Source organism: Sphingomonas sp. (assembly GCF_003248515.1).
Lineage (GTDB): Bacteria > Pseudomonadota > Alphaproteobacteria > Sphingomonadales > Sphingomonadaceae > Sphingomonas_I.
Genome location: NZ_QFOB01000003.1, coordinates 391,337 through 417,673, shown reverse-complemented (window position 1 = coordinate 417,673; position 26,337 = coordinate 391,337). Strand labels below are relative to the sequence as shown.

20 protein-coding genes and 1 pseudogene are annotated in these 26,337 nt (G+C 60.6%); 13 read left to right on the top strand and 8 right to left on the bottom strand.

Going from position 1 to position 26,337, the window contains the following annotated elements; translation table 11 throughout:
• Positions 1-16: 16 nt before the first annotated feature.
• The 4 genes from DI605_RS07185 to kdsA are packed head-to-tail and all read left to right on the top strand — an operon-like array spanning position 17 to position 3,528.
• Positions 17-1,018 (top strand): KpsF/GutQ family sugar-phosphate isomerase, encoded by a 1,002-nt coding sequence (locus DI605_RS07185; RefSeq protein WP_293971195.1) that lies wholly within the window; start codon positions 17-19, stop codon positions 1,016-1,018.
• Positions 1,015-1,815 carry a 3-deoxy-manno-octulosonate cytidylyltransferase gene (locus DI605_RS07180; protein ID WP_293971192.1) on the top strand — a complete coding sequence of 267 codons (801 nt, stop codon included), beginning with the start codon at positions 1,015-1,017 and terminating at the stop codon, positions 1,813-1,815. The genes DI605_RS07185 and DI605_RS07180 overlap by 4 nt, the downstream gene beginning before the upstream one ends.
• 1 nt (position 1,816) lies before the next feature.
• Entirely contained in the window at positions 1,817-2,692 is an 876-nt protein-coding gene (locus DI605_RS07175) for an FkbM family methyltransferase (RefSeq protein ID WP_293971189.1), read from the top strand.
• 5 nt (positions 2,693-2,697) lie between these two features.
• Positions 2,698-3,528 carry a 3-deoxy-8-phosphooctulonate synthase gene (gene kdsA / locus DI605_RS07170; protein WP_293971413.1) on the top strand — a complete coding sequence of 277 codons (831 nt, stop codon included), beginning with the start codon at positions 2,698-2,700 and terminating at the stop codon, positions 3,526-3,528.
• A gap of 483 nt (positions 3,529-4,011) precedes the next feature.
• Here kdsA and DI605_RS07165 read toward each other — a convergent pair whose 3' ends face one another.
• The 3 genes from DI605_RS07165 to DI605_RS07155 are packed head-to-tail and all read right to left on the bottom strand — an operon-like array spanning position 4,012 to position 6,968.
• Entirely contained in the window at positions 4,012-4,785 is a 774-nt protein-coding gene (locus tag DI605_RS07165; RefSeq protein WP_293971186.1) for a DUF1698 domain-containing protein, read from the bottom strand.
• A gap of 29 nt (positions 4,786-4,814) precedes the next feature.
• The gene (locus tag DI605_RS07160; protein ID WP_293971183.1) at positions 4,815-5,693 is read right to left on the bottom strand and encodes a class I SAM-dependent methyltransferase; all 879 of its coding nucleotides are present in this window, start codon (positions 5,691-5,693) and stop codon (positions 4,815-4,817) included.
• A 60-nt stretch (positions 5,694-5,753) separates the two neighbouring features.
• Positions 5,754-6,968, bottom strand: coding sequence for an FkbM family methyltransferase (locus DI605_RS07155; RefSeq protein WP_293971180.1), 1,215 nt, complete (start codon positions 6,966-6,968; stop codon positions 5,754-5,756).
• Between the two features lie 170 nt (positions 6,969-7,138).
• Here DI605_RS07155 and DI605_RS07150 point away from each other — a divergent pair, with 170 nt between their 5' ends.
• Positions 7,139-8,359, top strand: coding sequence for a hypothetical protein (locus DI605_RS07150; RefSeq protein ID WP_293971177.1), 1,221 nt, complete (start codon positions 7,139-7,141; stop codon positions 8,357-8,359).
• A gap of 9 nt (positions 8,360-8,368) precedes the next feature.
• Here DI605_RS07150 and DI605_RS07145 read toward each other — a convergent pair whose 3' ends face one another.
• Positions 8,369-9,637, bottom strand: a complete 1,269-nt coding sequence (locus DI605_RS07145) for a glycosyltransferase family 1 protein (protein WP_293971174.1) — start codon at positions 9,635-9,637, stop codon at positions 8,369-8,371.
• A gap of 38 nt (positions 9,638-9,675) precedes the next feature.
• A complete protein-coding gene (locus DI605_RS07140; RefSeq protein ID WP_293971171.1) occupies positions 9,676-10,521 on the bottom strand; it encodes a glycosyltransferase family 1 protein in 846 nt (281 codons plus the stop codon).
• 393 nt (positions 10,522-10,914) lie between these two features.
• Here DI605_RS07140 and DI605_RS07135 point away from each other — a divergent pair, with 393 nt between their 5' ends.
• The 5 genes from DI605_RS07135 to DI605_RS07115 all read left to right on the top strand — a co-directional run bounded on the left by DI605_RS07135 (position 10,915) and on the right by DI605_RS07115 (position 15,394).
• Complete coding sequence (locus tag DI605_RS07135; RefSeq protein ID WP_293971168.1) at positions 10,915-11,577, top strand: ABC transporter ATP-binding protein; 663 nt, start codon at positions 10,915-10,917, stop codon at positions 11,575-11,577.
• 149 nt (positions 11,578-11,726) lie between these two features.
• Entirely contained in the window at positions 11,727-12,848 is a 1,122-nt protein-coding gene (locus DI605_RS07130) for a polysaccharide biosynthesis/export family protein (RefSeq protein ID WP_293971165.1), read from the top strand.
• 46 nt (positions 12,849-12,894) lie between these two features.
• Positions 12,895-14,439, top strand: a complete 1,545-nt coding sequence (locus DI605_RS07125) for a hypothetical protein (protein WP_293971162.1) — start codon at positions 12,895-12,897, stop codon at positions 14,437-14,439.
• Positions 14,436-14,978 (top strand): glycosyltransferase family 9 protein, encoded by a 543-nt coding sequence (locus tag DI605_RS07120; RefSeq protein ID WP_293971159.1) that lies wholly within the window; start codon positions 14,436-14,438, stop codon positions 14,976-14,978. The genes DI605_RS07125 and DI605_RS07120 overlap by 4 nt, the downstream gene beginning before the upstream one ends.
• Positions 14,975-15,394: a hypothetical protein gene (locus DI605_RS07115; protein WP_293971156.1), complete on the top strand. Its 420-nt coding sequence runs from the start codon at positions 14,975-14,977 to the stop codon at positions 15,392-15,394. Before DI605_RS07120 ends, DI605_RS07115 begins: the two co-directional genes overlap by 4 nt.
• Before the next feature lie 295 nt (positions 15,395-15,689).
• On the opposite strand, the gene DI605_RS07110 is transcribed toward DI605_RS07115, so the two are convergent.
• The gene (locus DI605_RS07110; RefSeq protein ID WP_293971153.1) at positions 15,690-16,928 is read right to left on the bottom strand and encodes an FkbM family methyltransferase; all 1,239 of its coding nucleotides are present in this window, start codon (positions 16,926-16,928) and stop codon (positions 15,690-15,692) included.
• Positions 16,929-17,202: 274 nt separating this feature from the next.
• Between DI605_RS07110 and DI605_RS07105 the strand changes: the two are divergent.
• Positions 17,203-18,343: pseudogene (locus DI605_RS07105) on the top strand (IS3 family transposase).
• Positions 18,344-18,426: 83 nt separating this feature from the next.
• Here DI605_RS07105 and gmd read toward each other — a convergent pair.
• Positions 18,427-19,416 (bottom strand): GDP-mannose 4,6-dehydratase, encoded by a 990-nt coding sequence (gmd, locus tag DI605_RS07100; protein WP_293971150.1) that lies wholly within the window; start codon positions 19,414-19,416, stop codon positions 18,427-18,429.
• Positions 19,417-20,044: 628 nt separating this feature from the next.
• Between gmd and DI605_RS07095 the strand changes: the two genes are divergently transcribed.
• On the top strand, positions 20,045-22,450 hold the full coding sequence (locus tag DI605_RS07095) for a glycosyltransferase (protein WP_293971147.1): 2,406 nt from the start codon (positions 20,045-20,047) through the stop codon (positions 22,448-22,450).
• Between the two features lie 24 nt (positions 22,451-22,474).
• Positions 22,475-23,386 carry an NAD-dependent epimerase/dehydratase family protein gene (locus DI605_RS07090; protein WP_293971144.1) on the top strand — a complete coding sequence of 304 codons (912 nt, stop codon included), beginning with the start codon at positions 22,475-22,477 and terminating at the stop codon, positions 23,384-23,386.
• A 12-nt stretch (positions 23,387-23,398) separates the two neighbouring features.
• On the opposite strand, the gene DI605_RS07085 is transcribed toward DI605_RS07090, so the two are convergent.
• Entirely contained in the window at positions 23,399-26,323 is a 2,925-nt protein-coding gene (locus DI605_RS07085; protein WP_293971141.1) for a hypothetical protein, read from the bottom strand.
• Positions 26,324-26,337: the final 14 nt, after the last annotated feature.

The window sequence follows — 26,337 nt, the reverse complement described above, 5'->3', positions numbered from 1 at the left end:
GACAAAGGAGGGCTGTTTGCCCGTTCAGGACAGCGTAACGCTGCGGATGACCCCGCCGCCCGCCGATCTGGTCGCCTATGGGCGGCAGGTGATCGGGGCCGAGGCCAACGGGTTGCTCGCGCTCTCGGCCGCGCTGGACGAGAATTTCGCCAAGGCCGTGACCACGCTCTTGGCGCTGCGCGGCCGGGTGGTGACGACCGGCATGGGCAAATCCGGCTATGTCGCGCGCAAGACGATGGCGACGCTTTCTTCCACCGGGCTGCCCTCCGTCTTCGTCCATCCCGGCGAGGCGGCGCATGGCGATCTGGGCATGCTGATGCCCGGCGACGGGCTGATCGCCTTTTCCAATTCGGGCGAGACGAGCGAATTGCAGCCGGTGATCAGCCACGCGCGCAAGCTGGGCCTGCCGATCATCGCCGTGGCCGGGCGCGCCGATTCGCTGCTGATGCGGCAGGCCGATATCGGCATATTGCTGCCGGCCGTGGGCGAAGCTTGCCCCGCCAATCTGGCGCCGACCACCTCCACCGCGATGATGATGGCGCTGGGCGATGCGCTGGCGCTGGCGGCGATGCAGGTGCGTGGCGTGACGCGCGCCGGCTTCGAGGAACTGCATCCGGGCGGGGCGATCGGCAAGCGGCTGATGCGCGTGGCGGCGATCATGCACCAGGGCGATGCGATGCCGATCGTGCCGCTGGATTGCCAGATGCGCGACGTGATCATGATGATGACCTCGCGCAGCTTCGGCATGACCGGCGTGGTGGATGGCGAGGGCCGGCTGGTGGGCGTGATCACCGATGGCGATCTGCGCCGCCATTTCGATACGCTGATCGAGAGCACCGCCGCCGACATGATGACGCCGGATCCGAAATGGGTATCGCCCGGCTGCCTGATCGAGGATGCGCTGGCGCTGCTGAACAAGCACAAGATCACCGCGATGTTCGCGGTGGAGGAGGATGGCAGCGATCGGCCGGTCGGCATCGTCCATGTCCACGATTTCCTGCGGCTGGGGCTCGCTTGACCGCCGCGATCATCGTTCCGGCCCGTTACGCATCGAGCCGCTATCCCGGAAAGCCGCTTGCCCCGCTGAAAGGCGCCGGGGGCGAGGCCAAGCCGCTGATCCGGCGGACGTGGGAGGCGGGGCGGCAGGTGCGCGACATAGCAGCCCTGCTGATCGCGACCGACGACGCCCGTATCGCGGATGCGGCACGGGGCTTCGGCGCGCAGGTGGCGATGACGCCGGAGGCCTGCGCGAACGGCACGGAGCGTTGCGCGGCCGCGCTCGACGCGCTGCCGGCCGATATCGACATCGTCGTGAACCTGCAGGGCGACGCGCCGCTGACCCCGCCGCATTTCCTGAGCGATCTTCTGGAGGCGATGGCGGCGGATCCCACGATCCGGGTGGCGACGCCGGCGATCCGCGCGACGCCCGAAGTGCAGCGGCGGCTGTTCGCGGATCAGGTAGCGGGGCGCGTGGGTGGCACCACGCTGGCAACGGACAGCCGGGGCGACGCGCTGTATTTCTCCAAATCGGTGATCCCGCACATTCCGCCCGCGCGAATCGGCGATCCCACCTTGCCCCTGTTCCTCCACGTCGGCGTCTATGCCTACAGGCGGGAGGCTTTGGCCGCCTATGCAGGGGCGCCTGCCTGCGAACTGGAAATGCTGGAGGGGCTGGAGCAGATCCGCTTCCTCGACATCCGGGTGCCCGTGCGGGTCGTGGAGGTCGATCCCAGGGGCTGCGACATCTGGGAACTCAACAATCCCGAGGATGCGCCCGTGATCGAGGCGGCGCTGGCCTGCCGCGGACTGGAGTGACGTGGCGCGCGCATTTCCGGGCGATGCGCCGGGATTCCTCGACGAAGCCTTGTCCGTCTGGCGCCGCGCCTGTCGCCGCCTGCGCGAAAGGCGCTGCCGCGCGCTGACGCGGCCCGCGATGATCGGCGCGGAGCGGGTGCGGGTGATCGCGCTGGAGACGATGCCGATGCTGGTGGATGCGCGCGACGAAGGGCTTTCGCGCAGCCTGATCGACCATGGCTATTGGGAGATGTGGCTGACGGAAGCGCTGGAGGAGTTGCTGAAGCCGGGCATGGTGGCGATCGATATCGGCGCCAATCTGGGCTATTTCTCGCTTCTCATGGCCGATCGGGTGGGGCCTTCCGGGCGTGTCCATGCCTTTGAGGCCAATCCGGCGATGGCGGGGCTGCTGCGCGAAAGTGCCGCGGCCAACGGCTTTGGCGAGAGGATCGCTGTCCATTCCGATCCGCTGTGGGATGAGGATGGCGTGCCGTGCGTCCTCAAGATTCCCGAGGGCGAACCCAAGAACGCCCATCTCGTGACGGGGGCGGGGGAGGATGTGCCGGGCGTGCGGCTGACGACGCGGCGGCTGGATTCCCTGCCCGGCCTGCTCGACGCGGACGTTATCAAGATCGATGTCGAAGGCGCCGAGGAGCGGATCTGGCGCGGCATGGCCGGGCTGTTCGCCGGGGGAAGGCCGCTGACCATCTTTCTCGAATTCACGCCCTTCCGCTATGAGGCGCCGATGGCATTCCTCGAAGACATCATCGCGCAAGGATTTGCGCTGGGCGAACTGAGCGTGAGCAACGGCATCCGCGCGGTGACGGCGGAGCAGATATTGGCCGGTGATCCCCATGAGGATCGGATGCTGGCGCTGACGCGGAGGGCGCGGGCATGAGCGGGATGACATTGCTCGGCCGCAAGGTGGGGCTGGACGAACCCCTGTTCCTGATCGCTGGCCCCTGCGCGATCGAAACCGAGGCGCTCGCCCTGTCCGTGGCTGAAACGCTGCGCGGGATTGCCGAGCGGCTGGGCATATTCCTGATCTACAAATCCAGCTTCGACAAGGCGAACCGCTCCTCCGGAGCCTCCTTCCGCGGCGTTGGCATGGAGGAGGGATTGCGCATCCTGGAAAAGGTGCGCGCCGAGACGGGGCTGCCCGTGCTGACCGACGTGCACGAGGCGGCGCAGGTGAGGGCCGTGGCCGAGGTGGTCGATGTGTTGCAGACGCCCGCCTTCCTCGCCCGCCAGACGGATCTGATCGAGGCGGTCGGCGCGAGTGGGCGGCCCGCCAATATCAAGAAGGCCCAGTTCATGGCGCCTGGCGACATGAAGAACGTGATCGACAAGGCGCGCGCCGCCGCCAGCGCGGCGGGCGTGGCGAGCCCGGAATTTCTGGTGTCCGAACGGGGGACGAGCTTCGGCTACGGCAATCTCGTGGTGGACATGCGCGGCCTCGTCATCATGCGCGACACCGGCTGCCCGGTGGTGATGGACGCCACCCATTCGGTGCAGTTGCCAGGGGCGAACGGGACGAGTTCGGGTGGGCAGCGGGAGTTCGTGCCAGTGCTGGCGCGGGCTGCCGTGGCGGTGGGGGTCTCTGGACTGTTCATGGAGACGCATCCGGAGCCCGAGAAGGCGCTTTCGGATGGGCCGAATGCGGTGCCGCTGGGGGACGTGGAGGGGCTATTGCGGAAGCTGATCCGCATTCGGGAAGCGATTACGAATTCCTGATTCTGCCGGAGATAACTGGATTTCAGCTTCTGTAGCGACAAAGTTGTTGCTGACTGACAATCCCGACGTCCCAGAATGCCGTCCCGAATCGAGTTTCTCTCGCCGGACCGACGGGTTCCTCCCAATTTGTGGCCAAACGTATTTGGCCGATCGCATCCGCGAGTTGCCCAAGGACTGGGGCGCCACGTCGGGCGTCCCGCCTGTCTGGCGACGGGGGCCTCGCTTCAGGAAACGGCTCAGTTCAGAGGGCGACCTCATCGAGTGGTCCTTCGCCAAAACTCTGGCGCTTTCCCTGGGGTGCCATCAGCTACGGAGATAATCGCCAATTTCCCCGCCATGCTTCAGTGCGCCTCAATCCGGCTGGGGCCGCGAGCATAGGGTTTGCGGCCTTGTCACTTTTGTACGACGGGGAGCTATCGGTGAGTAGAATGCTCTCCTTAAAAATCTCAAGTTGCGCTCTATAATGTGCGCTACGCTAGCTTGTCAGCGCCGTGCAGCGTGCGGATTATATCCTTCGAGGTCGATTTCGAAATGACGTTCGCTCTTGGTGGCGGATATCCAACTCCACCCACCGCCGTCGTCGGACTGATGCGTTACATTGAAACCGGATGACGCAATGAGCGCTCGAAATCCCTTCATATTGGGCATAAACCAATTAAAGGCGTCACCTGTTTCACTGTTACCCGTATAATATAGCATCGGTAGCTGATGGATAACGCTGCCTGCGTCGAGAATTGCCGTACGCTGATTTTCCGTAAGAGTCTTATCGTAGATAATACGATCTATTGTTGGTGTATCGGAATAAAGTGTATCGTCACAGACATCATAAATTCTATCCAACGCCAGCAACGGATGACGAAGATGATAGATCAAGCCGAGAAAGAGCACGACGTCGAAGGTTCCATATCGCTCAACCGTCAGATTGTAGATGCTGTCACGAACATAATGGACATTGGTCAGGCCGAGGAGGTCCTTGGTCTGTTGAAAGCCCGTATGGGTGGGATCTTCTGGCCCTAGCGACACGACTTCGCGTGCGCCTCTGCGCGCGCATTCAAACGAGAAGAAGCCATTCCAAGGCGCGATATCAAGCACGCGCTTGCCCGCCAAATCCGTCGGGAAGTTCATCGCGGCCAGATTGGCGCTGACGTCCTTCGGCGCCTCCGTCACGTGTCCTGGGAAAATTTCCCACTTCTGAAATAAATAAATATCGCGATAAAATTCATCGAGAGAAAATCCAATCGGAGCCGAATTTATCAATTTAATTCTCCAATCAATCGTCAATAATATTAAGCAAATGACCAATTAGGTGGAATCGCCTTTTCAAGAACCAATTCTATCTCATAGCAGCCAGGGCCGGGTATGGCGGCGGGATGCTTGTCGGTCAGGTCATTTTGCCAGTCATTATCGAGCAAATGACGGACTCGATAGCTGTTGGGTGAAAGGGCCTCCTCTACCTCGCGGAGCAGTGATGCGGGCGTATAGAAACGCTTGTGATCTTGGTTCCAAAGCGATGGTGGGCGCCATTTCCGCTCAAACAGAAACTGGTGGGGCACGATTATGACGAGAAATCCGCCCGGTTTCAGCACGCGATGCCACTCACGCAGTGCCCCGATATAATCGGCGATATGTTCCAGCGCGTGGCTGACGAATACCCCGTCCGCCGTATCCGAGGCGACCGGCAAGTGCAGGCCGTCATAACCGGGAGATCCCTCATCATATCCTGTTGCGTGCGGAAAGAGAGGTACCGGATCGGCCTCGTAGCCTTTGTATCCGATATCGAGAATGACGCTGCCCGAAAGGTAGCGTTGATAGAAGCCGGTCTCGAAGCGGCGACGGAAGGTCGCTCGGGTCTCTCCTTTGACCGGCCAGTCAAGTGGTACCTCATGGGCGCCAAGCCTGATTATATCCGCCACGCCCACTTTCTCCTCCGGGCGAGGGCTAGCCGCCCCGCCGTTCGACGTCAAAGCCTCGATCTCTCCAAAATCTTTGGATGTGGAATAGCTGCACACGCCACCCGGTGGTCGGATTCCAGCGCTTGCATCAAAGTTATGCCGGGAAGGCAGCCGGCGACGAAAGGCGTGCGAAAAACTTTGGAGCGGGCGTTGGCGTGACTTCAACGAAATCGGCCACGCAAAATCAATGGCCCCGTCCACACCGGTGGCCATAATGAAGGGAAAATCTGTGCGCCACTATATCGCGCTTCGCAGTCCGGCCTATTATGTAGCCTACTCGATGCGGACTGCGTAGAAAAACCCGTTTCCGACAGGTGGCGACCGGTCGATAATTAGGTAACCGGCCGCTTCGAGAGGTGCAATGAGCGTCTCCTGATCTTTATCATCGAGCATGGTATGCCATTCTACCAGAAAGGCGCGGATTTTGCCGAGAAGACCGTTCCGTTCTAGCGAGGCGAACACCGCAAATTCGGAACCCTCGCAATCGACCTTCAAGATGACCTCGAGATCCTGAGCAAGGGCCTCTTCAATCAAGGGGGCGAGGCTCGGGCCAGCGTCGCGCAGCGCCACATCGATTTCTACCCCCTGCGTGACGCCGAGGGTGGTCATCGCGCCGGAATCGCCACGATCATCAACAACGATCGCGCCCTTATAGTCATAGTCGGAAAGACCGGCGAGCACCGGTTTTATCTTGTTGGCCAGATCGGGGTTGAGCGCGATATTGGCTAGGGCGCGATCAAACGTTTCAGGAAAGGGTTCGAAGCTATGGACCGCAGCGACGAACGGTTTACTCGCAAAGTGAAGTGAGGCCAAGCCCAGGTTCATCCCGACGTCGAATACTACTACTGGTCGGGCAAGTCGGAAATTATAGGCATTCTCGAAAAACATTTCTCCGACGAACCGTATGTCATCGACCGAGCGAGCGTGGAGCGTAATGCCGTTCACGACGAGTTGCACGGCATTGTCTACGATGCGGACGATTACCCCCCTGTCGAAAAGGCTCCGCAGCGCATCCTCATGTTCGACGAAAAAAGGAACGGCACGCCCCGCCTCAACCGGAAACTGAAGATCGATCGCGCGAGTATCGAGTGCGTCCGCATCCGTCAGCGGTACCGCCGGTAAATTGTCCGTGATCCGCAGCGATGCCTTGCCGTTGACCCAGACGCGATATTCGGCGCGGCACGATTTTTCCACAGTGAATGGCACCGCGAACGAGCGCGGCCCGGCGCGCACGTCCGAGCTTCGCACCTCGACGCGCGCCAGCAGCTTTTTTCCTGAGTCGGCAGACACATCGATCACCGCCAATACGGCGTCTCTCCAGAAACGGAGCGGCTCGCCCGCCTCGATCGAAAAGCCGGCGATGTAGTGTCCGGGCACGAGCTGCTGATAGGGTCCGTAAAGGGCGTGACCGCTTTCGCCCTTTCTCGTCAGGATGCACGCCCTACCGTCGACCGACTTTTCCGCAGAACCCAACTTCAAATTCAGCATTCATCGTCCCGCTAAAAGGGCGAATGCCCAAAAACATAAGCGATGCCGCCGGTCAAGCAATCGCGCTAGCACATTGCCTACTGGGACAGCCGGCCTTAAATGCCGATGCGCGCGCCATGAGGATGGAAATTCTGCCCTCTCCCCGCGTCATAACGTGTGAATAAGGGCCGTTGAACGAGATGGACGTCGCGGAGACGCAGGTGCCCCCCGCCGACCTTGTGTTGGATCCGTTTGTGTACGTGCCCGACATGGCGAGCAAGATCGACGGTCTCGGTGGGAATGCGCGCGGCCCCGATGGCGATTACGCCTTCCATACCGCTTATGTCGAAGCGGCAGAGGGTGTTGCCCATTTCTCCGTCCATTTCGAAGGGTTGGCCGCAACGCAAGGGACGTTGAACCTGCGTGTCCACATGTTGTCCGCAGACAGCCCGCATGCGCGCCTGGCGACAGCTGAGCGTGTTGCGCTCAACCGGCTCGTGTCGGGTGGCGGCCATTACGAGATACGCTTCGAGGCGTTTCACGGGGTCACTTACGCGCTCTACGGAGGCATTATTGGTGATACGGACGCGACAGCCCACTCGCTCCGGGTAATTTTGGATCGACCGGCGGATCCTAATGCGCGGCGAGATGCCGCGGCCGAGGCGCGTAATACCGCCTTCGGGTCGGAAGCTGTCCCGGTGCCGCATCTCGTATCGCTCGGCACGCCAACCCTGACTGCCCCAGTGACGCAACTCGCGACTGCGCGGCAGCTCAAGAGTGATACTGTGGCTCGCTGGATTAAGTCCGGCGCCTTGGCGGGATCGGACGATCTCGGTCGCTGGCGAGCGATCTATGTACTCGAAGCGCTCCGCACCTACGGGATGATGGAGCCCGGCGCACGCGGCGCCGGCATGGGCGCCCTCGATCACTCGGTGATTGCCGGGCTTGCCGGGAGGGGGCTGGAGATTGATCTCGTCGTACCACCCGGCAGTGGCGATATCGCTGCGGCAGACAACCTGCCCCATGTTGATCCCGAACTGGGGCAAGGCGTTACCGTCCGGACCGCTTCGCTTGCGCCGCTTGCGCCGGACCTCGTCAACTACGACTTCATCTGGACCCGTTGGACGGCCGACGAAGATATGACGTTGCTTGAGCATGCGCGCTTCATCGAAGCGGCCATTGCCTGCCTCAGGCCAGGCGGGGTCGCTGTGCACGTCGTCGATTATGATCCTGCAGTGATGGGCAGCGGGCGAGGTTTCGCGCGCCAGGATGTCGAGCGTATTATTCTACTGCTGATCTCGCGCGGCCACGATTTAGCGGAGTTCCGGATCGATCCGACGGGGCTGCTTATCGATCACAGGGGTATCTCCGCGTGCGGCATCATCTGCCGCAAAGCGCCACTCCGTGACTGAGCGGGCCCGCTATTTTAGCAGCCCAGCGTACATCGCCTCCACGCGATCGGCATAGAGGTCCTTCGAAAAGAAGGCCGAGCGCTTCGGGCCGAGCGCGCTCAACCGCGCGCGCAGTTGGGCATCGTCGTCAAGCGCCGCGAGGCCGCGGGCGATATCCGCTGTGTCATAGGGATCGATCAGGATCGCGGCGTCGCCGGCGACTTCGGGCATGGCGCTGATCGCCGAGGTGAGCACCGGTGTGCCAAACTGCATGGCCTCGAGGATCGGAAGACCGAAGCCTTCGCTGAGCGAGGGGAACAGTGCCGCGCGCGCTGACCGGATCAGGCGCAGCAGGAGGGGGCGGGAAAGGTGCTCCAGCCTGATTACCCTCTCGCTGCCTTTGGGGCCTTTTGGCGCATGCTGGAGCAGGGCGAACTCGTCCTCATTCTGCCAACCGCGGCCGCCGACGACGACGAGCGGCGTCTCGGTCTCGAGTGACAGATAGGCTTCGAGGAGCCGGCCCACATTCTTCTTGGGCTCAATGGCGCCGAAGAACAGGAAATAGCTGCGAAACGTTAGGCCGAAGGTGTTGCGGATGATCGCGGCGTCTTGGGCAACATCGCGGGCCAGAAAGTCGGGTGGGACGGTCGCCGATTGCCATGTGTTCGTAATCCGCCCCGGATCGATCCCGAACTCCGCGATAATAGCCGCCTTGCTCGCCTCGGATACGGTACAGAGGTGGTCGGCGCCTGCGGAGATCGTTGCGATGAGCCGGCGATAGCCGCGTTTGCTGTCCAGCGTCGTATAAGGAAGCTGGAGTGGAACCAGATCATGCAGCGTGTAAAGATTGCGCGCGCCGGCCAAGCGGATCGGCACCGGATAGGTCCAGTGCATGATCGAGGGCGGATCCGCCATTTCTAAGGGCAGCATACGTCCGTAATAAGCGAAATGCCGGTGCGCGAGATCGAACAGCCGTGCCTTGCTGACAATGCGTGTAAAAGCGGGAATTCGCTCGGCGAGCTGCTCCTGAACGATGCGTCCCGTCAACGGGATATCTATAGCCCTCGTCCTGAGAAAAGGGAGGAGTGCGGTCCGGCGCAGCCTTCGTTTTTCTCGGCGGCGTTGCTCAGGTGTGCGCTCCGGCGCGGGGCGACCCAGCGTCTCGAAGAAGAGCACGTCGCGCACTGCCGGATCCTGCCCAGGATCGATTCCGAACACGCCTTCCACGCCATGACCGCGTTCAAGCAAGACCGAGGCGAGCGTATGGCCATAGGTCGCGACACCCGTGCCGTTCGGCAACGCCAGATTATAGCCGTCTATGCCGATCCGGATCCTGTTCATTCCGGGCGGGTATCCAAGGCGACGTGCGGTGGCAACAGCGATTGGTAGAGCGTGCCGAGCCGCTCCACAAAGGGTGCCATCGTGAAGCGTCGGGCATTGTCGCGGCCTGCTTGGGCGAGTCGCGCATGCTCCGTGTCGCTTTCGCTCACCCGCTGAATCGCGGCAGCGATCGCCGGGACGTCTTCGGGAGAGATGAGGAGCGCTGCGCCTCCGGCGGTTTCCGCAAGGGCACCACGGTTCGAGGTGATGACGGGCGTGCCCAGACTCATCGCTTCGGCAACGGGCAGGCCGAAGCCTTCCGCAAGCGATGGCATGACCAGAGCGCGCGCGTTCGCGATCAGCCTTGGCATGTCAGATGCTGCCACATAAGATAGGCGGATGACCTGCTCCGCTGACGCGATCTCGCGCTCGATCGCGGTCGCCTCGGCGCCCGGTCCGGTGGGACCCGCAATAACCAGCGGCAATTTTGAGCCGCTTCGTCGGTGCGCCTCCATGAGTCGGATGATATTCTTGCGTGGCTCGACCGTACCGATCGCGAGCAGATAGCGCCCGATCGGAAGACCGGCCGGCGGTAAACCTGGAGCGCCAGCTAGATTGATCGCCAGCGAGCAATTCACAATGCGTCCCGGTGCAATTCCAAGGGCGGCCGTGATGTCGTGCGCAGCAGCGTCCGAAACCGTCACCAGCATATCCGCCGTCTCCGCAATTTGCCGGAGCAACCGCGTGTGTCGGCGGCCATCGATCGACGTCAGATTCGGTGCGGTAAGCGGGATCGCATCATGGATGGTATAGACATTTCGCCAGCCGAGAATCCTAAGCGGTACTGGATAGGTCCAGTGCATGATCCCCCCCCAGATCGGGGGACGCACAGGTAGTAGGCGTCGGTGGACATCGAAATAGACCTGCGCCAGCCGAAACAAGTCGGGTGCGCGGAACGCATCTTCCTCTCGTCGGATCCGGACTTCGCCTGGCCATAGAGCCCGGAGTCGTCGACCCCATCTCCCGCCTGAGCCGCCACCGTCGGACGACGCATCGTGAAGGGTGAGCGCGCAGGCGGAGAGGCTGCGCTGCGCATATGCCAGCGCCCGTGCATAGGAAGCTACGCCGGTTCCCCCATGGACCAGCATCCGACCGTCGAGCGCCAAGGGAACGTTTTGCGGACGGAGCATCAACGCTTAAGGGAGGTTGCCAAGTGCGCCGCGTGAGCGGCGGTCCTGTGTCGAGGTAAGGCGGGCATGATCCGGTTCGAAAACGTTTCCAAGACCTATCATATCCGCAAGTTTGAGAAGCGGGTCTACAACAACCTAAACTTTACGATCCGTAAAGGTGAAAGCATCGGCATTTGCGGTGCAAACGGGGCCGGCAAATCCACGCTCATGCGGCTGCTGGGCGGTGTCGAGCAGCCGACGAGCGGCAAGATCATTCGTGAGATGAGTACGTCCTGGCCCATTGGTCTTGGCAGCTGCTTCCAGTCGAGCCTGTCGGGTGCGGACAATGCCCGCTTCATCGCGCGCATCTATAACCAGCCCGAGGATGAACTGCTCGCCTACGTCGAGGATTTCGCCCAGCTCGGCCCTTACCTCTATCAGCCCGTACAGACCTATTCGGCCGGCATGGGGGCTAGGCTCGCTTTCGGTATCTCGCTAGCGATTGATTTCGAATGCTATCTGGTCGACGAGGTTACGGGCGCTGGTGACGAGCGCTTCCGTGCGCGCTCAGAGGAAGCGCTGCTTCACCGCCGCGATCATGCCTCACTAGTCATGATCTCGCATGATCCGGGCACTCTCAAGCAATATTGCACTCGTGGCGCGGTCGTCTACGGTGGATCGGTCGTCTTTTTCGATACCGTGGACGAGGCAAGCGAGGTGCACACGCGGCTCCAGCGCCGCTTGCGCTGAACGCTCCCCGCGAGCGATTGATTCGGTTACTCGCCACGCCTAGACACTGCGTCCGGTAGCCTGCCGCATACAACGAACGGCGATCCGCCCGTCTTCTAGAAGGTTCTAAGGTCTTGGCACTTCGCGTTCCGCTTGCGCTTCGTTCATGCATGATGGTGACATTGGCAGCCTTGTTGAGCGGATGCGCAACGCTGCCGGCAAGTGGCCCCACGGCGCGCGAGATCGAACACGGCGCCGCGCGTAATAGCCCGATTTCCTTCCGGATCGTTGACATTACCCGCTCGGTCGCCGGTGAGATTGAGGCGCGCGCGAAGCTTGCTGACGAGGCGCAGCCGACGCTTGCGAGCCTTGCGCGCGAAGGGCGGAACGATGTTGTCGGGCTAGGCGACGTCATCTCGATCAACATATACGAAGTGGGCGTGACCCTCTTCGGCACCGGAGGGGGGCGCGACCTCGGCCAGGCCTATGATCCCTCGGCTCGCGGTGAGGCTTTCCCGGCGATCGTTGTCGATCGCGGCGGGGACATCACGCTTCCTTATATCGGCAAGTTGCACGTGGCCGGCCGCACGACAGCTGAAATACAGGATATGGTTGTCCAAGGCCTACGCGGCAAGTCGCAGAGTCCGCAGGCGCTCGTGGCCGTTCGGCTCAACCTGAGCAACACCGTGTTCGTGGGCGGCGATGTGCGCAAACCCGGCCGGTTCGACCTGAGCCTTCAGCGCGAGCGGCTACTGGACGCGGTCGCGCTGAGCGGAGGCGCCGCCTATTCGGCTGAGGACACGATCGTCCGCTTCAATCGGGGCAACCAAACGCTGGAAGAACGGCTCGGGCGGATTCGCGCCGGCGCGCCGGATGATCTGGTGTTAATGCCTGGCGACCGGGTTGAACTTATAAAGCGACCACGCAGCTTCATCATCCTCGGCGCGACGAGCAAGGTCGCTCAGGTGCCGTTCGAAACGGGTGACGTCTCACTGGCCGAAGCGGTGGCGCGCGCTGGTGGCCCGCAGGATGCACAGGCGGATCCGTCGGCAGTGTTTTTGTTTCGCTATGATCCGCGCTCCGCTGGAGATGGTAGCGAATTGCCTGTGATCTACCGCCTGAACATGATGGAGCCCGCAAGCTATTTTCTGTCGCAGCGTTTTGCGGTCCGCGACAAGGATGTGATCTACATCGCTAACGCTGCCGCCAACAGGCCGGCGAAGCTTGTCAACATCATCAATCAGCTTTTCTCGCCGTTCGTGACGGCTCGCGTTCTAACCCGAAATAATTGATAAGACCGCAACAACCGCGCGACTGTTCGCCATAGAGCGGGCGGCGGTGTCGGCGGCGCAGGATGAAGGCAGGATGGCTCGCGCGAAGATTTTACCCTCGTCGGCATCGCTGCCGTCTATCACTTACACCGATTATCTGGCGACGCCTCTGGCTCGTTTTCTCGAGGGGGCGGACGTCGTGCCGGCCGCGAGCGAAAAAAAGACGAGCGATCCATCCGACTTTCTCGCCTCCTCGACCGGGCGTGTCGTCTTTGCCGGGTATCGGCTTCAGGACATTGCCGACTATCGAGCCGCGATCCAAGATTGGTTCGCATCCGTGCCAATAGGTGGCTATCTCGTTATCACCGTGCCGCATGCCTTCCTTTTCGAACGGCAATCGATGCTGCCGTCGCGCTGGCGGCCGGAGCAGCGGCGGCTGTACACGCCCTCGTCGCTAGCTACGGAAATCGAAGAGGCGCTACCACCCAACAGCTACCGACTCCGCTGGATCGGCGACATCGACAGCGACTATGATTACTCGCTTGAGCGCGACCATGTGCCGACGGGCTTTTACGATGTCGCTGCTGTAATCGAGCGGATCGCGCCCCCCGATTGGCAACTCGAGGATCGCGACGAGCCGGAAGCTTCTAGGCCCTCTTATGCCTTCGAGCCGCCGCGCACGCGTGTCGAGATGGCGCGTGGTCGGCCGCATCACCGCATTCTGGTGTTAAAGCTCGACCATCTCGGTGACTTCGTGATGGGGTTGCCCGCGCTCGATCGATTGCGGGCGGCCTTTCCCGCCTCCGAAATCACGCTCGTGGTCGGACCCTGGAACGAATCCATCGCTCACTCTCGCGGGCTGTTCGACAGGATTGTTCCCTTTGCGGCCTATCCTCGCAATTCCAGCGAGGAGGCCGTGGACGTTCCGGGCAAAAAGGCGCTTTTCGATGCGCTGATCTCGGACAATTATGACCTGGCCATCGATCTGCGCACCGATCCGGATACCCGCTTCTTCCTGCGTGACGTTCGCGCGACCCTCCGCGCAGGTATGGGCACCAAGGGCGAATTCCCGTTCCTCGACATCTTCCTGCCGGTTGACGTCACGCGCCATCATGTCGAGGCGGCGTGGGAGGATCGGATCCCGCTCCATCACTTTAACGTGCAGGGCTATTGCTACCGCACACACTATCAGGTTTCCTGTGACGGGCAGCTCGTCCGGCCGGAACGGGGTGCAATTATCTGGGGACCCTATCGCCACCTCGAGCCCGGGCGGTACATGTTCGAGCCGTTCCTGGAAGTCGAACATGCCAAGCCCGGGTTGCTTGGCTACGATATCGCGCTGGAGGCCGAGCGAGTGGCTTACGGGATATTGTCCGAGCCGAGCGACATCAGGCTGAGTTTTGAGGTCACCAAGCCGGCCCGTTTCGAGTTTCGCTTCCAGGCAGTCGATCAGGAGCCTGTGCCCGATTTCCGCTTTTACGGTGGGCGGCTGGTGAAGCAGGGCGCTAGCGGAGTTCTCCATCAATCCGAATATTTGCGTCTCCTGATCGAGCTCGTCGTTATGCGGACCAGTGAGGCGGGGTCGCTCGTTCAGGTTTCGCAGGGAAGATGAGCGACATTGTCATCTCGCCGTTTTCTAACAGCGACATACGTGACTGGCCGGCAGAGAGGTTTGCGGAATTGATCGGCGAGTTGAGTGACCGCTGGATGGGGGGAGGCAGGATCCGCGTGATCGGTACGCCCAGCCAAGCGATCCGCGCGCGCGACATCGTCCGCTATGCCGATCCGGAGCGGGTCGTGAATGAATGTGGGCGGCTGGCGTGGGATGAGGTGGTGCGCGAGATCGGGCGCGCCGGCTGCGTGGTTGGCAACAATTCCGGTATCGCTCATCTGTCGGCATCGATGGGCGTGCCGACGGTTTGCGTGTTCGGTGGATCGCATCAGCGGCTCGAATGGCGGCCGACTGGAGCGAATGTCACCTTGATCTCGCGTGCGATCGGTTGTTCACCCTGCCACCTCGATCATCGCATGATTTGCCCCTACGACAAGGCCTGCTTGCGCGATATCAATGCTACCAACGTGGCCGACGCCGTTATCGCTGCGCTTGATTGTGGAAATCATGCTGGCGCCAGGAAAGGAAAAGCGGGATGAGTATCCTGTTCGGGAGTGCTGCCGATCGTGCGCGCCTGGAGCGGATCGTGACAGATCTCGTCGGGGAGGTTGCGATTTTGCGCGAACGGGTCGCAACTCTTGAGGAGGGGCGGAGTGCGGCCGAAAGGCTGGCAGGTGAGGTGCGCGGACTCGGGCAACGCCTTGATGGAGAACTCGAAAAATTCGGCGCGCTCGCCCGTCGAATCGTGGCGCTTGACCGCAAGGTGGAGGAGAGCGAGAAGCGCGGGGAGGTACAACGGCGCAAGCTCGTCGCGTTGGCCAAGTCGGTCGACTGGGAAACGGACAGTCTACGCAAAAGCCTGGACGTTCTGTTCTCACAGAGTCTGGTGCGGGGCGAGCCTTCGGTGGATGCCAGCCCGTCTGCTGGTCCGCTTCCTCCCACGGCGGTGGCGTGATCTGGGGTTTGTAGCCTGCGCTCTACGAAAGCGGCTTTTTGTCGCACTGTCGGGTGTTCGAAGCTAGCGCGGCGACACAAACGACGCCCGAGCGGATCGAAAACGATAGTCGGGCCGTTTCGATAGCCATGTGCTTCACAATGGGCACCGAAAATCTCGGCGTCGTCGGCGCCGATCGTAATCGGCGCGCTAGCGATCGTTACCTTCCTGCTCGCCACTGCCAAGCAGGCGCATGACGACGTGGTGGAAGAGCAAGGAGGCGATGCCGACCCGATTGGATGAGGTCGGTCCCATCTTATTCCTCGTTCCAGAGCGTGACCGAGATAAGGCTGAACTCTGCCTGCTCGGTGTCAGCCGGCCAGAAGGCAATCTCGAAGCGCGGCATGTCGAAAGGTAAAAACAGCCGGAAACTGTGCCGCGTGCCACCATCGAACCGCGCCTGCCAAATAAGATCGCCTACATTCTCTAAGAGCTGGCAGGTGAACCGTCCCGAAAACAGCCCCTCGATCACGAGGTGATACGTGCCTGCCGGCAAGAAAACGTAGGGGCCATTTGCAATCGGCGTAGTTGCACGCGACGCACCCGATTCCTGTCGCCAGTGAATTTGCTCATCACCGCGCACGCTATCGCGTCCCGCATCGAGGGCGGCGGGCAAAATTGTGAGCGCCGGCAGGCGCGGCGGCGCGCCTTTGGACAGCACAACATTCCTCATGCCTGAAGCGAGCAACTGTCGCGATGCCGGCATCAGGCGTGCCGCTGGATCTATCAGGCTGATCGTGAGGCCGAGATCTTCCTCCACGAATCGGAGGAAACCGGTGAAGGCTTCGTCGTTCCGGAAAAAACCGCGATAGATCTCCATGATAATCACGATGTCCGGTGATCGCGCGATCGTGCCGCACATACCGCGAAGCACCTGTTCTTCCCGCCCCTCGACATCGATCTTGACGAGATTGACGATCAGATCGGCCGGCAAGTGATCGTCGAGCCGGACGACAGGCACCTCGATGACGTTTGTGTGCGCTGCGCCGACCTGATCGGACGACAGGATATGCGCACCGCCGGGACCCGTCTCGTCGATCTCGAAGCGCAGAGTGTCGTTCCGATCGTACACCCCGAGGCAACGCGCCTCTGCGACGTCGCCCAGATTGTTCGTGTAGAGTGTCTCGGCAAGCAGAGAGTGAATATGAGGGTTAGGCTCGAACGCGATCGCGCGGCCGCCCGGGCGCAGATAAGGCGCTGCGCAAACCGTATAGTAGCCGTAGTTCGCACCGATATCGAGAAACACCGTCCCCGGGCGTGCGAAGCGTCGTAATACGTTGATCTCGGTCTCCTCATACCGCCCCTGGCTCAGCAGGTTCAGTCCACAGCCGCGGTCGCGCGGATCGAGGAGAATGCGTTCGCCGGTTGCGAGCAGTGCGATTGCTCGATCGTTACCCAGCGTCGTACTCGAGAAGAGCTTCACCTGCTCGACGTCGCGCTGGATGCGCCGCAGCGTCCTGTCCATCTCGGCAAGACGTATGCTCAGCGCTTCCAATGCGCGCGCGGTTGGAGAAGGGCGGCGGCCAAGGAGGCTTCCAACCCGACGAGACAGAGAGGACGGCATAGCTGCGCTTAGCGACACCTTGCCGCATTTCGCAAGACGCTGGATGTCGGCAGAACACAGGCTGTCTCGGCGGGGGCCGCATGATGGCGGCGGCGAGATGGATGGCGCCGAGGAAGGTAGCTGTTTGATCCCACGGTTTGATGGTCTGAGTAGCCCCAAGATTTCTGGACGCCTTCGATCCTAATTTTGAGGACAGGAGGCGATGATGGGGAAACCCAATTTCAGCGATGAGTTCAAGCGAGATGCGGTGGCCCAAATCACCGAACGCGGTTATCCGGTAGCGGAGGTTTCGCAGCGGCTCGGGGTCAGCCCGCACTCGCTGTATGCGTGGAAGCGACAACTGGGCAGGCAAGTGTCCGGCGATGCCGGCAAGGATGCCGAGATCCGCCAGTTGAAGCGCGAGCTGGCCCGGGTGACCGAGGAGCGCGACATCCTAAAAAAAGCCACCGCGTATTTCGCCAGGGATGCAAAGTGAGATACGCGTTTGTTGCCGAGCATCGTGACCAGTTGGGGTTCGCTCGATGTGCCGGTGCCTGCGCATCCAGCCCAGCGGCTATTATGCCTGGCAAAAGAGCCCGCTGAGCCAGCGGGCACGGGAAGATGCTCGACAGACGGAACTGCTACGGCAGGCCTGGAACGACAGCGGCAAGGTCTACGGCTACCGCAAGCTGCACGATGACTTGCTGGATCACGGCGAGACCTGCTGTCCAAACCGTGTTGCCCGGTTGACCAGGCTGGCGGGCATCAAGGCACAGGTCGGCTACAAGCGTCGACCGGGAAGCTATGGCGGCAAGCCGTCCCTGGCGGTTGATAATACCCTGGATCGCCAGTTCGACGTAGCTGCGCCAGATCGGGCCTGGGTGACAGACATCACCTACATTCGCACCCTGGAAGGCTTCGCCTATCTGGCCGTCGTGATCGATCTCTATTCTCGCCGCGTGGTGGGGTGGTCGATGCAGAGCCGGCAGACCACGGATGTGGTGCTGCAGGCGCTGAACATGGCGGTATGGCGGCGCAAGCCGAAGTGCCGGGTGCTGATCCATTCGGACCAGGGATCGCAGTTCACCAGCATGGACTGGGCTGCCTTCATCCGCGCTCACAATCTTGAGCACTCGATGAGCCGACGCGGCAACTGCCACGACAATGCCGTGGCCGAGAGCTTCTTCCCCTCGCTCAAGCGTGAGCGCATCCGGCGTCGGACCTACAAAACCCGCGAGGAAGCCCGGCAGGACGTGTTCGATTACATCGAGATGTTCTACAATCCGGTGCGCAAGCACGTCAGGAACGGGATGCTGTCGCCCGTCGAGTTCGAACGGCAGCAGATTTTGAAAGCGCAAGGCGTCTAAAAAACTAGGGGCTACTCAAACTGATCTAGGAGTGCTGAAGATCGGGGAGTAGTATCGCGCCACGAATCCCCTGTTTCTGCCGTTCAACTGTGGGCGAGCGCCCCAGACAGGCGGCTAAGGTCGGCATCAACCATCTCGTCGATCATCTCCTTCAGATTAACGGTCGGTGCCCAGCCGAGCTTCTGCTTCGCCTTTGCAGGATCGCCGAGAAGGATGTCGACTTCCGAAGGACGGAACAGTGCTTCGTCAATCACCAGATGGTCATTCATGTCGAGACCCACGCGATCAAAGGCCAACTGGCACATCTCGCGTACGCTGGTCGTCACGCCCGTGGCGATCACGTAATCGTCAGGTTCGTCCTCCTGGAGCATCATCCACATCGCCTCGACATAATCGCGCGCATGGCCCCAGTCGCGCTTCGCGTCGATATTGCCAAGACGCAATTCGGTTGCGAGCCCCAGCTTGATGCGTGCTACCCCGTCCGTGACCTTGCGGGTCACGAACTCGATTCCGCGCAGCGGGCTTTCATGGTTGAAGAGAATGCCCGACGAGGCGTGCATGCCGAAGCTTTCACGGTAATTGACCGTAATCCAGTGACCGTAGAGCTTCGCTGCAGCATAAGGTGAGCGCGGATAGAACGGTGTTCGCTCATTCTGTACGGGCTGCTGGACTAAGCCATACATTTCCGAGGATGATGCTTGGTAGAAACGTGTATTGGGCTTGATGATGCGGATCGCCTCCAGAGCGTTCGTGACGCCGACAGCCGTAATGTTGGCGGTAACTATCGGCTGGCTCCACGACGTCGCGACGAACGATTGGGCGCCGAGATTATAGAATTCGTCAGGCTGCACTTCCTGTATAACCCTCATCAGCGAGGCGAGATCGGACAGATTGGCCTCGTGTAACTTAACGAGCGTTGCGATACCCAGCCAGCGCAGGCGGTGCTCTGTAATACCAGAGTGCGACGAACGCCGCGCCATGCCATGCACCTCATAGCCTTTGTTCAGCAGCGACTTGGCTAGGTAAGCGCCGTCTTGCCCGGTAATCCCGGTAATGATCGCACGCTTTTTCATTTAATCTCCGCTATATGCTCGACCGTGATGTCGCACCCGCGCGGCTATGCCCGCGTTGCGGCTCGGTTCGCAAGTCCGGTGTGCAAAATTGAACGAAGGCTTGCGCCGCCAGTGCAGCTTGATAGTCAGCGGCAACCGGGTCGATGATCCGCCATGCGGCGGCCTTTGCGGCGCGGACCCTCTAGTCGGAACTCTCATGCCTGATTCGTTCGCGATCATTCACACTTGGCCCGACTTGCGGAATGCCGAGTATGAGGTTGTCCAGCGATTAATTGGGGCGGCCGCGAACATTGGTCGATCGGTCGCTGTCATAGACAACAATGGTGTCGTCGTATGGAGTAGTCCGGGAATGGGGCTCCGCGCGGGGCAGGTTTTGCCAAGGGACTCCGTCCGTTTTTCGATCGCGCTACATTTTGAATCTCCTCGTGTGTTGGATATATATAGCTATTATACGATTTGGCAGCCAATAGATTTCTATTACGATTTTGGCTACCAACCGAGTATAGATAAATTCTCCACGCACAATGATCTTATATCGTGCGACTCCGACATCGCGGATGCGCATGCTCTCAACATCTTTACTGGGCTTGGTAGGAGGCCGTCCGGGCCTTTGCCGCGGATGTTCCATATGGTTGCGGAGCCTTATCTGGAACCGGCCATCGATGCTGACGCCAAGCTCTTCTACATTGGCATAAATTGGGAACGCATCGGGCGACCCAAGGGGCGTTTCCATGATGTGCTGGTGTCGCTAGACTCAAAAGGGCTCACGTCAATCTATGGGCCCGAGAAGATCCTGGGCGTCGCGCCTTGGGAGGGCTTCAAGACCTATGAGGGCGAGCTCCCCTTCGACGGTCAAAGCGTGAAGCGGGCGATCAACCGGGCCGGCATCTGCCTTGCTTTATCGTCCGGGCCACACAAGCGTGCGGGCATCATGAGCAATCGGCTGTTTGAGGGGCTTGCGGGTGGCGGCGCTGTGATCGCGACACCCAATCCTATTATTGATAAACATTTCAGGGATGTCGTCTATCTGGTGGATGACAGCCGTGGCGAGGATGCACTGGGGCAACTTGTGCTGGAAGCGGTGCGTGAGATCCGGTCCGACACGGCTGAGGCCCGTCGGCGCGTACTCGAAGGTCAGCGCATCCTGAGGGAACTCTGCTCCCTCGAGCGCAGCATCGAGCAGTTGTTCGAGACGCATGACGAGCGCGTCGCGCATTTCGGTCGGAATTTTCTTGCTGACGCCGAGGCGACGGTCATCCTCATCGATGATTATGGCGCGCCGGCTCGCATCAGAGATCGCATCGAAGAATATCGAGGCCAGTTGCGTAGCGCGATCAACCTGCATGTCATTTGCGATCCGGCGGTAGCCCAACAATTGGCGGATGAGCGGACGGGCGGAGCGATTCGCGCCTTAACGATCCATCCGTGCGCCTACGATCCTTCCCCTTCGGTCTTTGACGGCATCAAGCCGGTGTCAGAGAGGACAGGTCCCATCGTGCTGAGAATTCTGGCAGATCTGCGCACGCCTTCCTTCCTGATCGCCGGAACGAATGAGATCGTTTTCGTTGATCACCTCGCCAGCTTGACACGGGCATTGGCCGATAACCCGAGTGCGGCGATGGCATCGTCGGCGATGCTCCGCGAGACGTACAATGGGCCAGTGAGCCGCGCCCGGACGCTCTTGGAGTTACGGGCAACGAGTTTCGATACCGTCGCGAATGTCACCGGTGCGACGGCACCAAGAGGCCGCTTTCTCTTCCGAAAGAGCCTAGCGAAGGGGGGCGTTGCCGAACTCATGGCGCTGATGGACGGCGAGGAGCATCGCTATTTTCAGCTCGCCGCCTTACTAGAGGGGCCGGTTGCGCAGACGGGGTATGCCAGCCTTGTGCTCGATGAGGCGCTCGCCGCCCCGCCTCGCAGTCCCGCAGAACCCGCCGAGTATCAGTGTCAAGCAATCCGCGATCGAGTGGCTCAGCATGCCAATTGGCCCGAACTGAAACGCCGCTATGCAAAAGCCGACGCGGAGCCTTTGTCGGGCGTGATCCAGGCGGCCGGCCGCGGATCGTCTAAGGGGCTGATTATAGCGGGAAAGATGCTCGAAACAATCGCTGGCGGCGACGGCGCGAGCTACCTTGCTGCCGGCTTCTCGCAGCCGGAGCCGGATCTGACTTGGCTGGCGGCAGAACGCGGTGTCATCAATTTCGAGCTGGCCACCGACATCGCCGCTGAGGACCCGGAGATCGCGCTGACGATGTCGGGCCGGCGATCGCTTGAGACCGGCCGGCAGCAGCATTGCACCTTTCTGATCAACGGCATGTCGTGCGCCTATCTCCCTGTACCCGAAGAGCTCAGCACGGTGCGGCTGCGAATACCGCGCAACCTGCTAACGGCGTCACGCGCCATCCGTCTGGAGATCGTGCCTGATCATCTCGAGCCTGTCAGTCCTGATGCCGGCCTCAATGATAGTCGGGAGTTGGCCGTTGCTCTGATAGCGTTCGGTGTCATGCCTCAAGCCAGCGTCGAACTGCCGGTTCTGCAGCCGAACAAGATGCACGATGCTGGTGAGGGTGGTTCGGGTTCTGAGGCCCTCGTCCGTGGCTTCTATGAGCCGGAGCCCGGCCTTACCTGGATGGCCGGTACAAGTGCCTCGATCCGCTTTCGGGTGTCGCAGACCGTGATCCGGCCCGTCCTACGGCTTGGCTTGTGGGGGCGATGCTCGGAAGAGGGCGAGCGGCAGATCATGCGCTTTTCGCTGAACAAGCAGCGTCTCGATGACTTGATACTTGAGGACCGTCAGAATGTGATTGACGTGTCGCTTGGTACGCTAGCACCGATAGGAGCCCAGTATAATCTGGAGATAAGGCTGAGGCATGCGGAAATCGCAGAAGATAAGAACGGCAATCTTCTTGATGGCCGATTGCTTGGGCTTGCGGTGACAGGCATCGGTGTTTTCGGAGGCGAGCCAGAGGTCGCGGTCTCGCTTGGTTCCCATGAGGGCGGCAAGACAGAGGATGATGTTGATGAATTGTTTTGAAGATCTAGGCGGAGCAGCGCGCGCGTGATCCTCGTTACCGGTAGCAGCGGAGTGCTTGGCCGGCCGCTTGTCGAGGCGCTGCGCAGCGGAAACAACGAGCCTGTTCTCCCGTTGACGAGCGCGGATGTCGATCTGCGGGACCAGAGCGCAACCGAGGATTTTCTAGCACAACATCGCCCGCGATTGGTCTATCATCTCGCCGCACGTGTTCACGGCTTGGGCGGCAATGCGCGTTTCCCAGCCGAAATGTACCGCGACAATATACGGATCAACACCAATCTGATTGACGCGGCGTGGCGGGCCGGCTGCGAAAAGATCGTGGCGGTCAGCACCGTTGCCGCCTATTCGTCCGACCTGCCTCGTCCCGTGCGAGAGAGCGCGATCTGGGATGGCGCCCCGCATGGTTCGGAGAGGGCCTATGGGCATGCGAAGCGCGCCATGCTGGCGCAGCTCGAGGCCTATGCCGCGCAGTTTGGGTTGCGCTTCGTCTACCCCATTATGACGAACATCTTCGGTCCGGATGACCGGTTCGATCCCGAAAACGGACATGTCATCCCTTCGCTCGTGGTCAAATTTCACGAAGCTGCGCGTACTGGCGGCTCGGTTAGGATCTGGGGCACGGGGCGCGCCGAGCGGGATTTCCTCTACGGTCCTGATGCTGCTGCGGCGCTGATCGCTATCTCGGAGGGAGAGGGCCCCTTCAATGTTGCGACCGGTGCCACCGTGCCCATCCGCACGGTGGTGGAGATATTAAGCCAACACAGCGGCGTGACCAAGATCGAGTGGGATGCGAGCAAGCCAGACGGGCAACTGGAGCGCAGCTATGATGTGTCGCGACTGGCCGAGACAGGCTTTCGTCCTCGGATTTCGCTCCGCGATGGCCTGATCCAGACCTACGATTGGTATGTACGATCGGCCGGGGCTTTTCGCCGCTAGGCTTTTGTAGCGCTACTCCCTGTCAGGTCGTTGGATTTGAGAAAGAGAAAAGCTGAGTGTTTCCTGAAGATTAGGTCTTGCCCAGCCGGTGAGCCGCCAAAGTCCGTCAAAAACTTGGAATTGAGTTGCTACGGCAATGCGTAGCTTGTCGAGACCGACGAGCGTAAGACTTCCCTCGCGGGCCAGCCAGCGGCCGAGCACGACCCCCTCCTCATCCCGAATTGAACCGTCGTTTCGCAACTCGATCAAATGCTGTCCGGAAAACGTTTCGGCTTTCCAGCGGCCGCGCAGATCCAGCGTTGAAAGCGTGTAACTAGGTTGAATCCCTTGCGCGGAAGCCCAGCTTTCGTGATCTTCGTCATCCGCTGACGAGGTCTGTATAACGGTCCTGCCATTGGCATGAGCGGCGCCCCTCAAACGAAGTAGGGCTGGCCATCCATTGACAGTAGCGAGAAGAAGGCTCCCTCGGCTGCCGCTCCGGAACTCTAAGGCGCGTCCCGCGTAGCGTAGCGTCGGCGTCGGAACAGAGCGACCCAGATCGGCAAACGCCGCCAGCAAACACGCTTCTTGCTGAGTGCCCCCAATCCAAAGCAGATCATGGCCGATAATAGTGTCTGGATTGAGTTGTACAATAATCCGTTCCGACACGTCGATTGCGGCGAGATCGAAATCTAGAAAGGCGCTCCAGCCATTATATACATCGACAATCTCGTCGGGCACCAGGGTGAGCGTCGTCGCGTTCGCACCGATGCCGGTATAACGTTTCGTTCCAAGCTGCGGATCATCGAAGTCTATGAGCAGCCATCCTTCGGCATATCGCCAGCGACCATATGTACCTTCTGGACCTCGCACCTCGCCATCGGGCGTGAGCGATCCCTTTTGAACGCGGCGTCCCAGAAGGTCGCGCACCACGAGCGGTAATCCAACCAATACGTCCATTAAATGCGCGTCGAGCGCCGGAAGAATTTGGTCCGGCATCGTGGTAACCTTGGGGCCTGGGATCGCCCAATAGATGTCGGACCAGCCAGCGTCGTCGATCAACCGCCGAGCGAGGGTGTTTAGCAGTTGATCGTAAGGATCGCGAACTGCTTTTCTCACATATTGGTGACCTGTTGAGTCGGCGTCTTCCAGAACCGCGTCCAGTAATTTGCTATCGACCTCCTCCATGGGCTGTCGCGCGAAAAGGTGCAGAAAGTGATCTACGAGATCGTTCGACCAGGCGTAAGTATCGAAGAAGTTCATCTCCGGGCCCATGCCGAAACTCATCGCCGCGAAAAGGCGGAATCGATCGGGATTAGCGAGTAGATGCATGGTATAACGACGGTCGGCAACGAAAAACGGTTCGCCTATCCTTGTATTGAGCGGCTTCAGCGTCTCATGGATCCACTCAACTATCCAAGGATGCAGCGCCCTGGCAAATGTTGTACCCACCTCAGTTCCCACATCAACGAATTCAGCCAGTCGAGCGACGGACATCCAGCGGAAGTCGACGTTATAAGCCGATATGGCATAGCTCTGGGCGGCGAACCGCTTTTCTCCCTGGACTGCGCGCGGTGAACCGCCAAAGTTAACGTGGCACTGGTTGAGCCGGAAATCATTAGGCGGAAAATAAGACGAATCTGGTCCGACTAGGTCGATCAGGTGTTTGGCGGTGCCTCGTGAAAAAAGTTCATTGAGGGCGGAGGAGAGGCGGGCAGGAAGCGTCTGGACTATTTCGTCCTCCCACTCGCGATGCCACGAATGGGGGGCATCGAGCAATCCAGGGCGCGACATGATATGCTTGTCCGCCAAACGATGCGCGAAATGCGCGATTCCGTGGAGGGGGAAGGATCGATCGCAGACGATAGACAGCCATGCCGTACCCACGGTTTGCTCGTTGAAAGCTTCGACCACTGGTAGCAAATTTTGGAAGAAGAGCTTAGCTCCGCCCCAAGTGACAACCGGGCGAGCGAACATATAAAGACGAGTTGCAAGTAGAGCGGCCGACGCTCGTTGCAGGTCGGCCGAACCGCCGTCGCCGCCAACTGATATGGTGATACGACTGTTTACATCTAGGTAGCCGCAGACCGCGCCTATAAGCTGATCGGCGCCTTCGCGCCAAGTCATGTAAATCCATATAGGGCTGGCATTCGCAGGGATGGTGGCGGCCATGCGCCCCGCGAGAGCGCTCCGGGCCGCGCCAGAAAGAGGGGCGGCAACCAGCAGGGGGCCGGTTCGTCCATGTAGATCGGCAGTTTGCCAAACAACTTGTGCCGTCTCTATGGTCGGGTCTTCGCGAAAGATGTTGAGGCACCGCCGCCAATCTTCGTCAAGCTCCGGGCCGCGCCATTTGCGTGAGACGTGTGCTTTAATCGAGGGCAATGCAGTCATCGGCAGATCAAGTGCTTGCCAGAGTTGAGGGAGTTCCGCCAACCGATCGGGAGTGATGCCGCAGATGAGCAGATACTGCGCGCGCCGGAAGCCGGCGTGCCATCTTAGCTGCCTGGCTAGTGCGATAAGCAGGACGATATGCGATAGCCATGTGCTGGAGGAAATGTCGATCTTGTCGAGCGCCCGGAGAAAACGCACTTCGCTGGTCGCGGAAATTATTTCAGCGAAGCCGCGGTGGCCGTCGGACGACGCTTTGTGGAGGATCGTCGTTGCTGCAGGCCATTCCGCGATCAGGGTTAAATGATGTAGGAGGGAGGCAGTCTCTTTCGTCACATGCCAGTGTTCGGGCTTGTCGGCCAGCCTAAGCGCGAGGCGCGTAAGGAGATCAAATCGGCCAAGGCTGCATGCCGCCTGAATGATGACCTGCAATGCAGCGCCGTCTGGTGGGATAGTTCCGGCAATGTCTTCAAAGTGCTCATCCGCGAGCTGACAGATCTCATCGGCAGACCGGTTCGGGTCCGCGGAAGAAACTTTCGCCCAAATCGCATCGGGTGTGTTCAGACTCATACTGCTTGAATCCG

What these genes read in the sequence shown, in the direction of transcription:
- kdsA (WP_293971413.1), top strand. Translation starts at nt 2,698, where the DNA reads ATGACATTGCTCGGCCGCAAGGTGGGGCTGGACGAACCCCTGTTCCTG.
- DI605_RS07160 (WP_293971183.1), bottom strand. Translation starts at nt 5,693, where the DNA reads ATGGCCACCGGTGTGGACGGGGCCATTGATTTTGCGTGGCCGATTTCG.
- DI605_RS07155 (WP_293971180.1), bottom strand. Translation starts at nt 6,968, where the DNA reads ATGCTGAATTTGAAGTTGGGTTCTGCGGAAAAGTCGGTCGACGGTAGG.
- DI605_RS07140 (WP_293971171.1), bottom strand. Translation starts at nt 10,521, where the DNA reads ATGCACTGGACCTATCCAGTACCGCTTAGGATTCTCGGCTGGCGAAAT.
- DI605_RS07135 (WP_293971168.1), top strand. Translation starts at nt 10,915, where the DNA reads ATGATCCGGTTCGAAAACGTTTCCAAGACCTATCATATCCGCAAGTTT.
- DI605_RS07130 (WP_293971165.1), top strand. Translation starts at nt 11,727, where the DNA reads ATGATGGTGACATTGGCAGCCTTGTTGAGCGGATGCGCAACGCTGCCG.
- DI605_RS07120 (WP_293971159.1), top strand. Translation starts at nt 14,436, where the DNA reads ATGAGCGACATTGTCATCTCGCCGTTTTCTAACAGCGACATACGTGAC.
- DI605_RS07115 (WP_293971156.1), top strand. Translation starts at nt 14,975, where the DNA reads ATGAGTATCCTGTTCGGGAGTGCTGCCGATCGTGCGCGCCTGGAGCGG.
- gmd (WP_293971150.1), bottom strand. Translation starts at nt 19,416, where the DNA reads ATGAAAAAGCGTGCGATCATTACCGGGATTACCGGGCAAGACGGCGCT.
- DI605_RS07095 (WP_293971147.1), top strand. Translation starts at nt 20,045, where the DNA reads ATGGTTGCGGAGCCTTATCTGGAACCGGCCATCGATGCTGACGCCAAG.
- DI605_RS07085 (WP_293971141.1), bottom strand. Translation starts at nt 26,323, where the DNA reads ATGAGTCTGAACACACCCGATGCGATTTGGGCGAAAGTTTCTTCCGCG.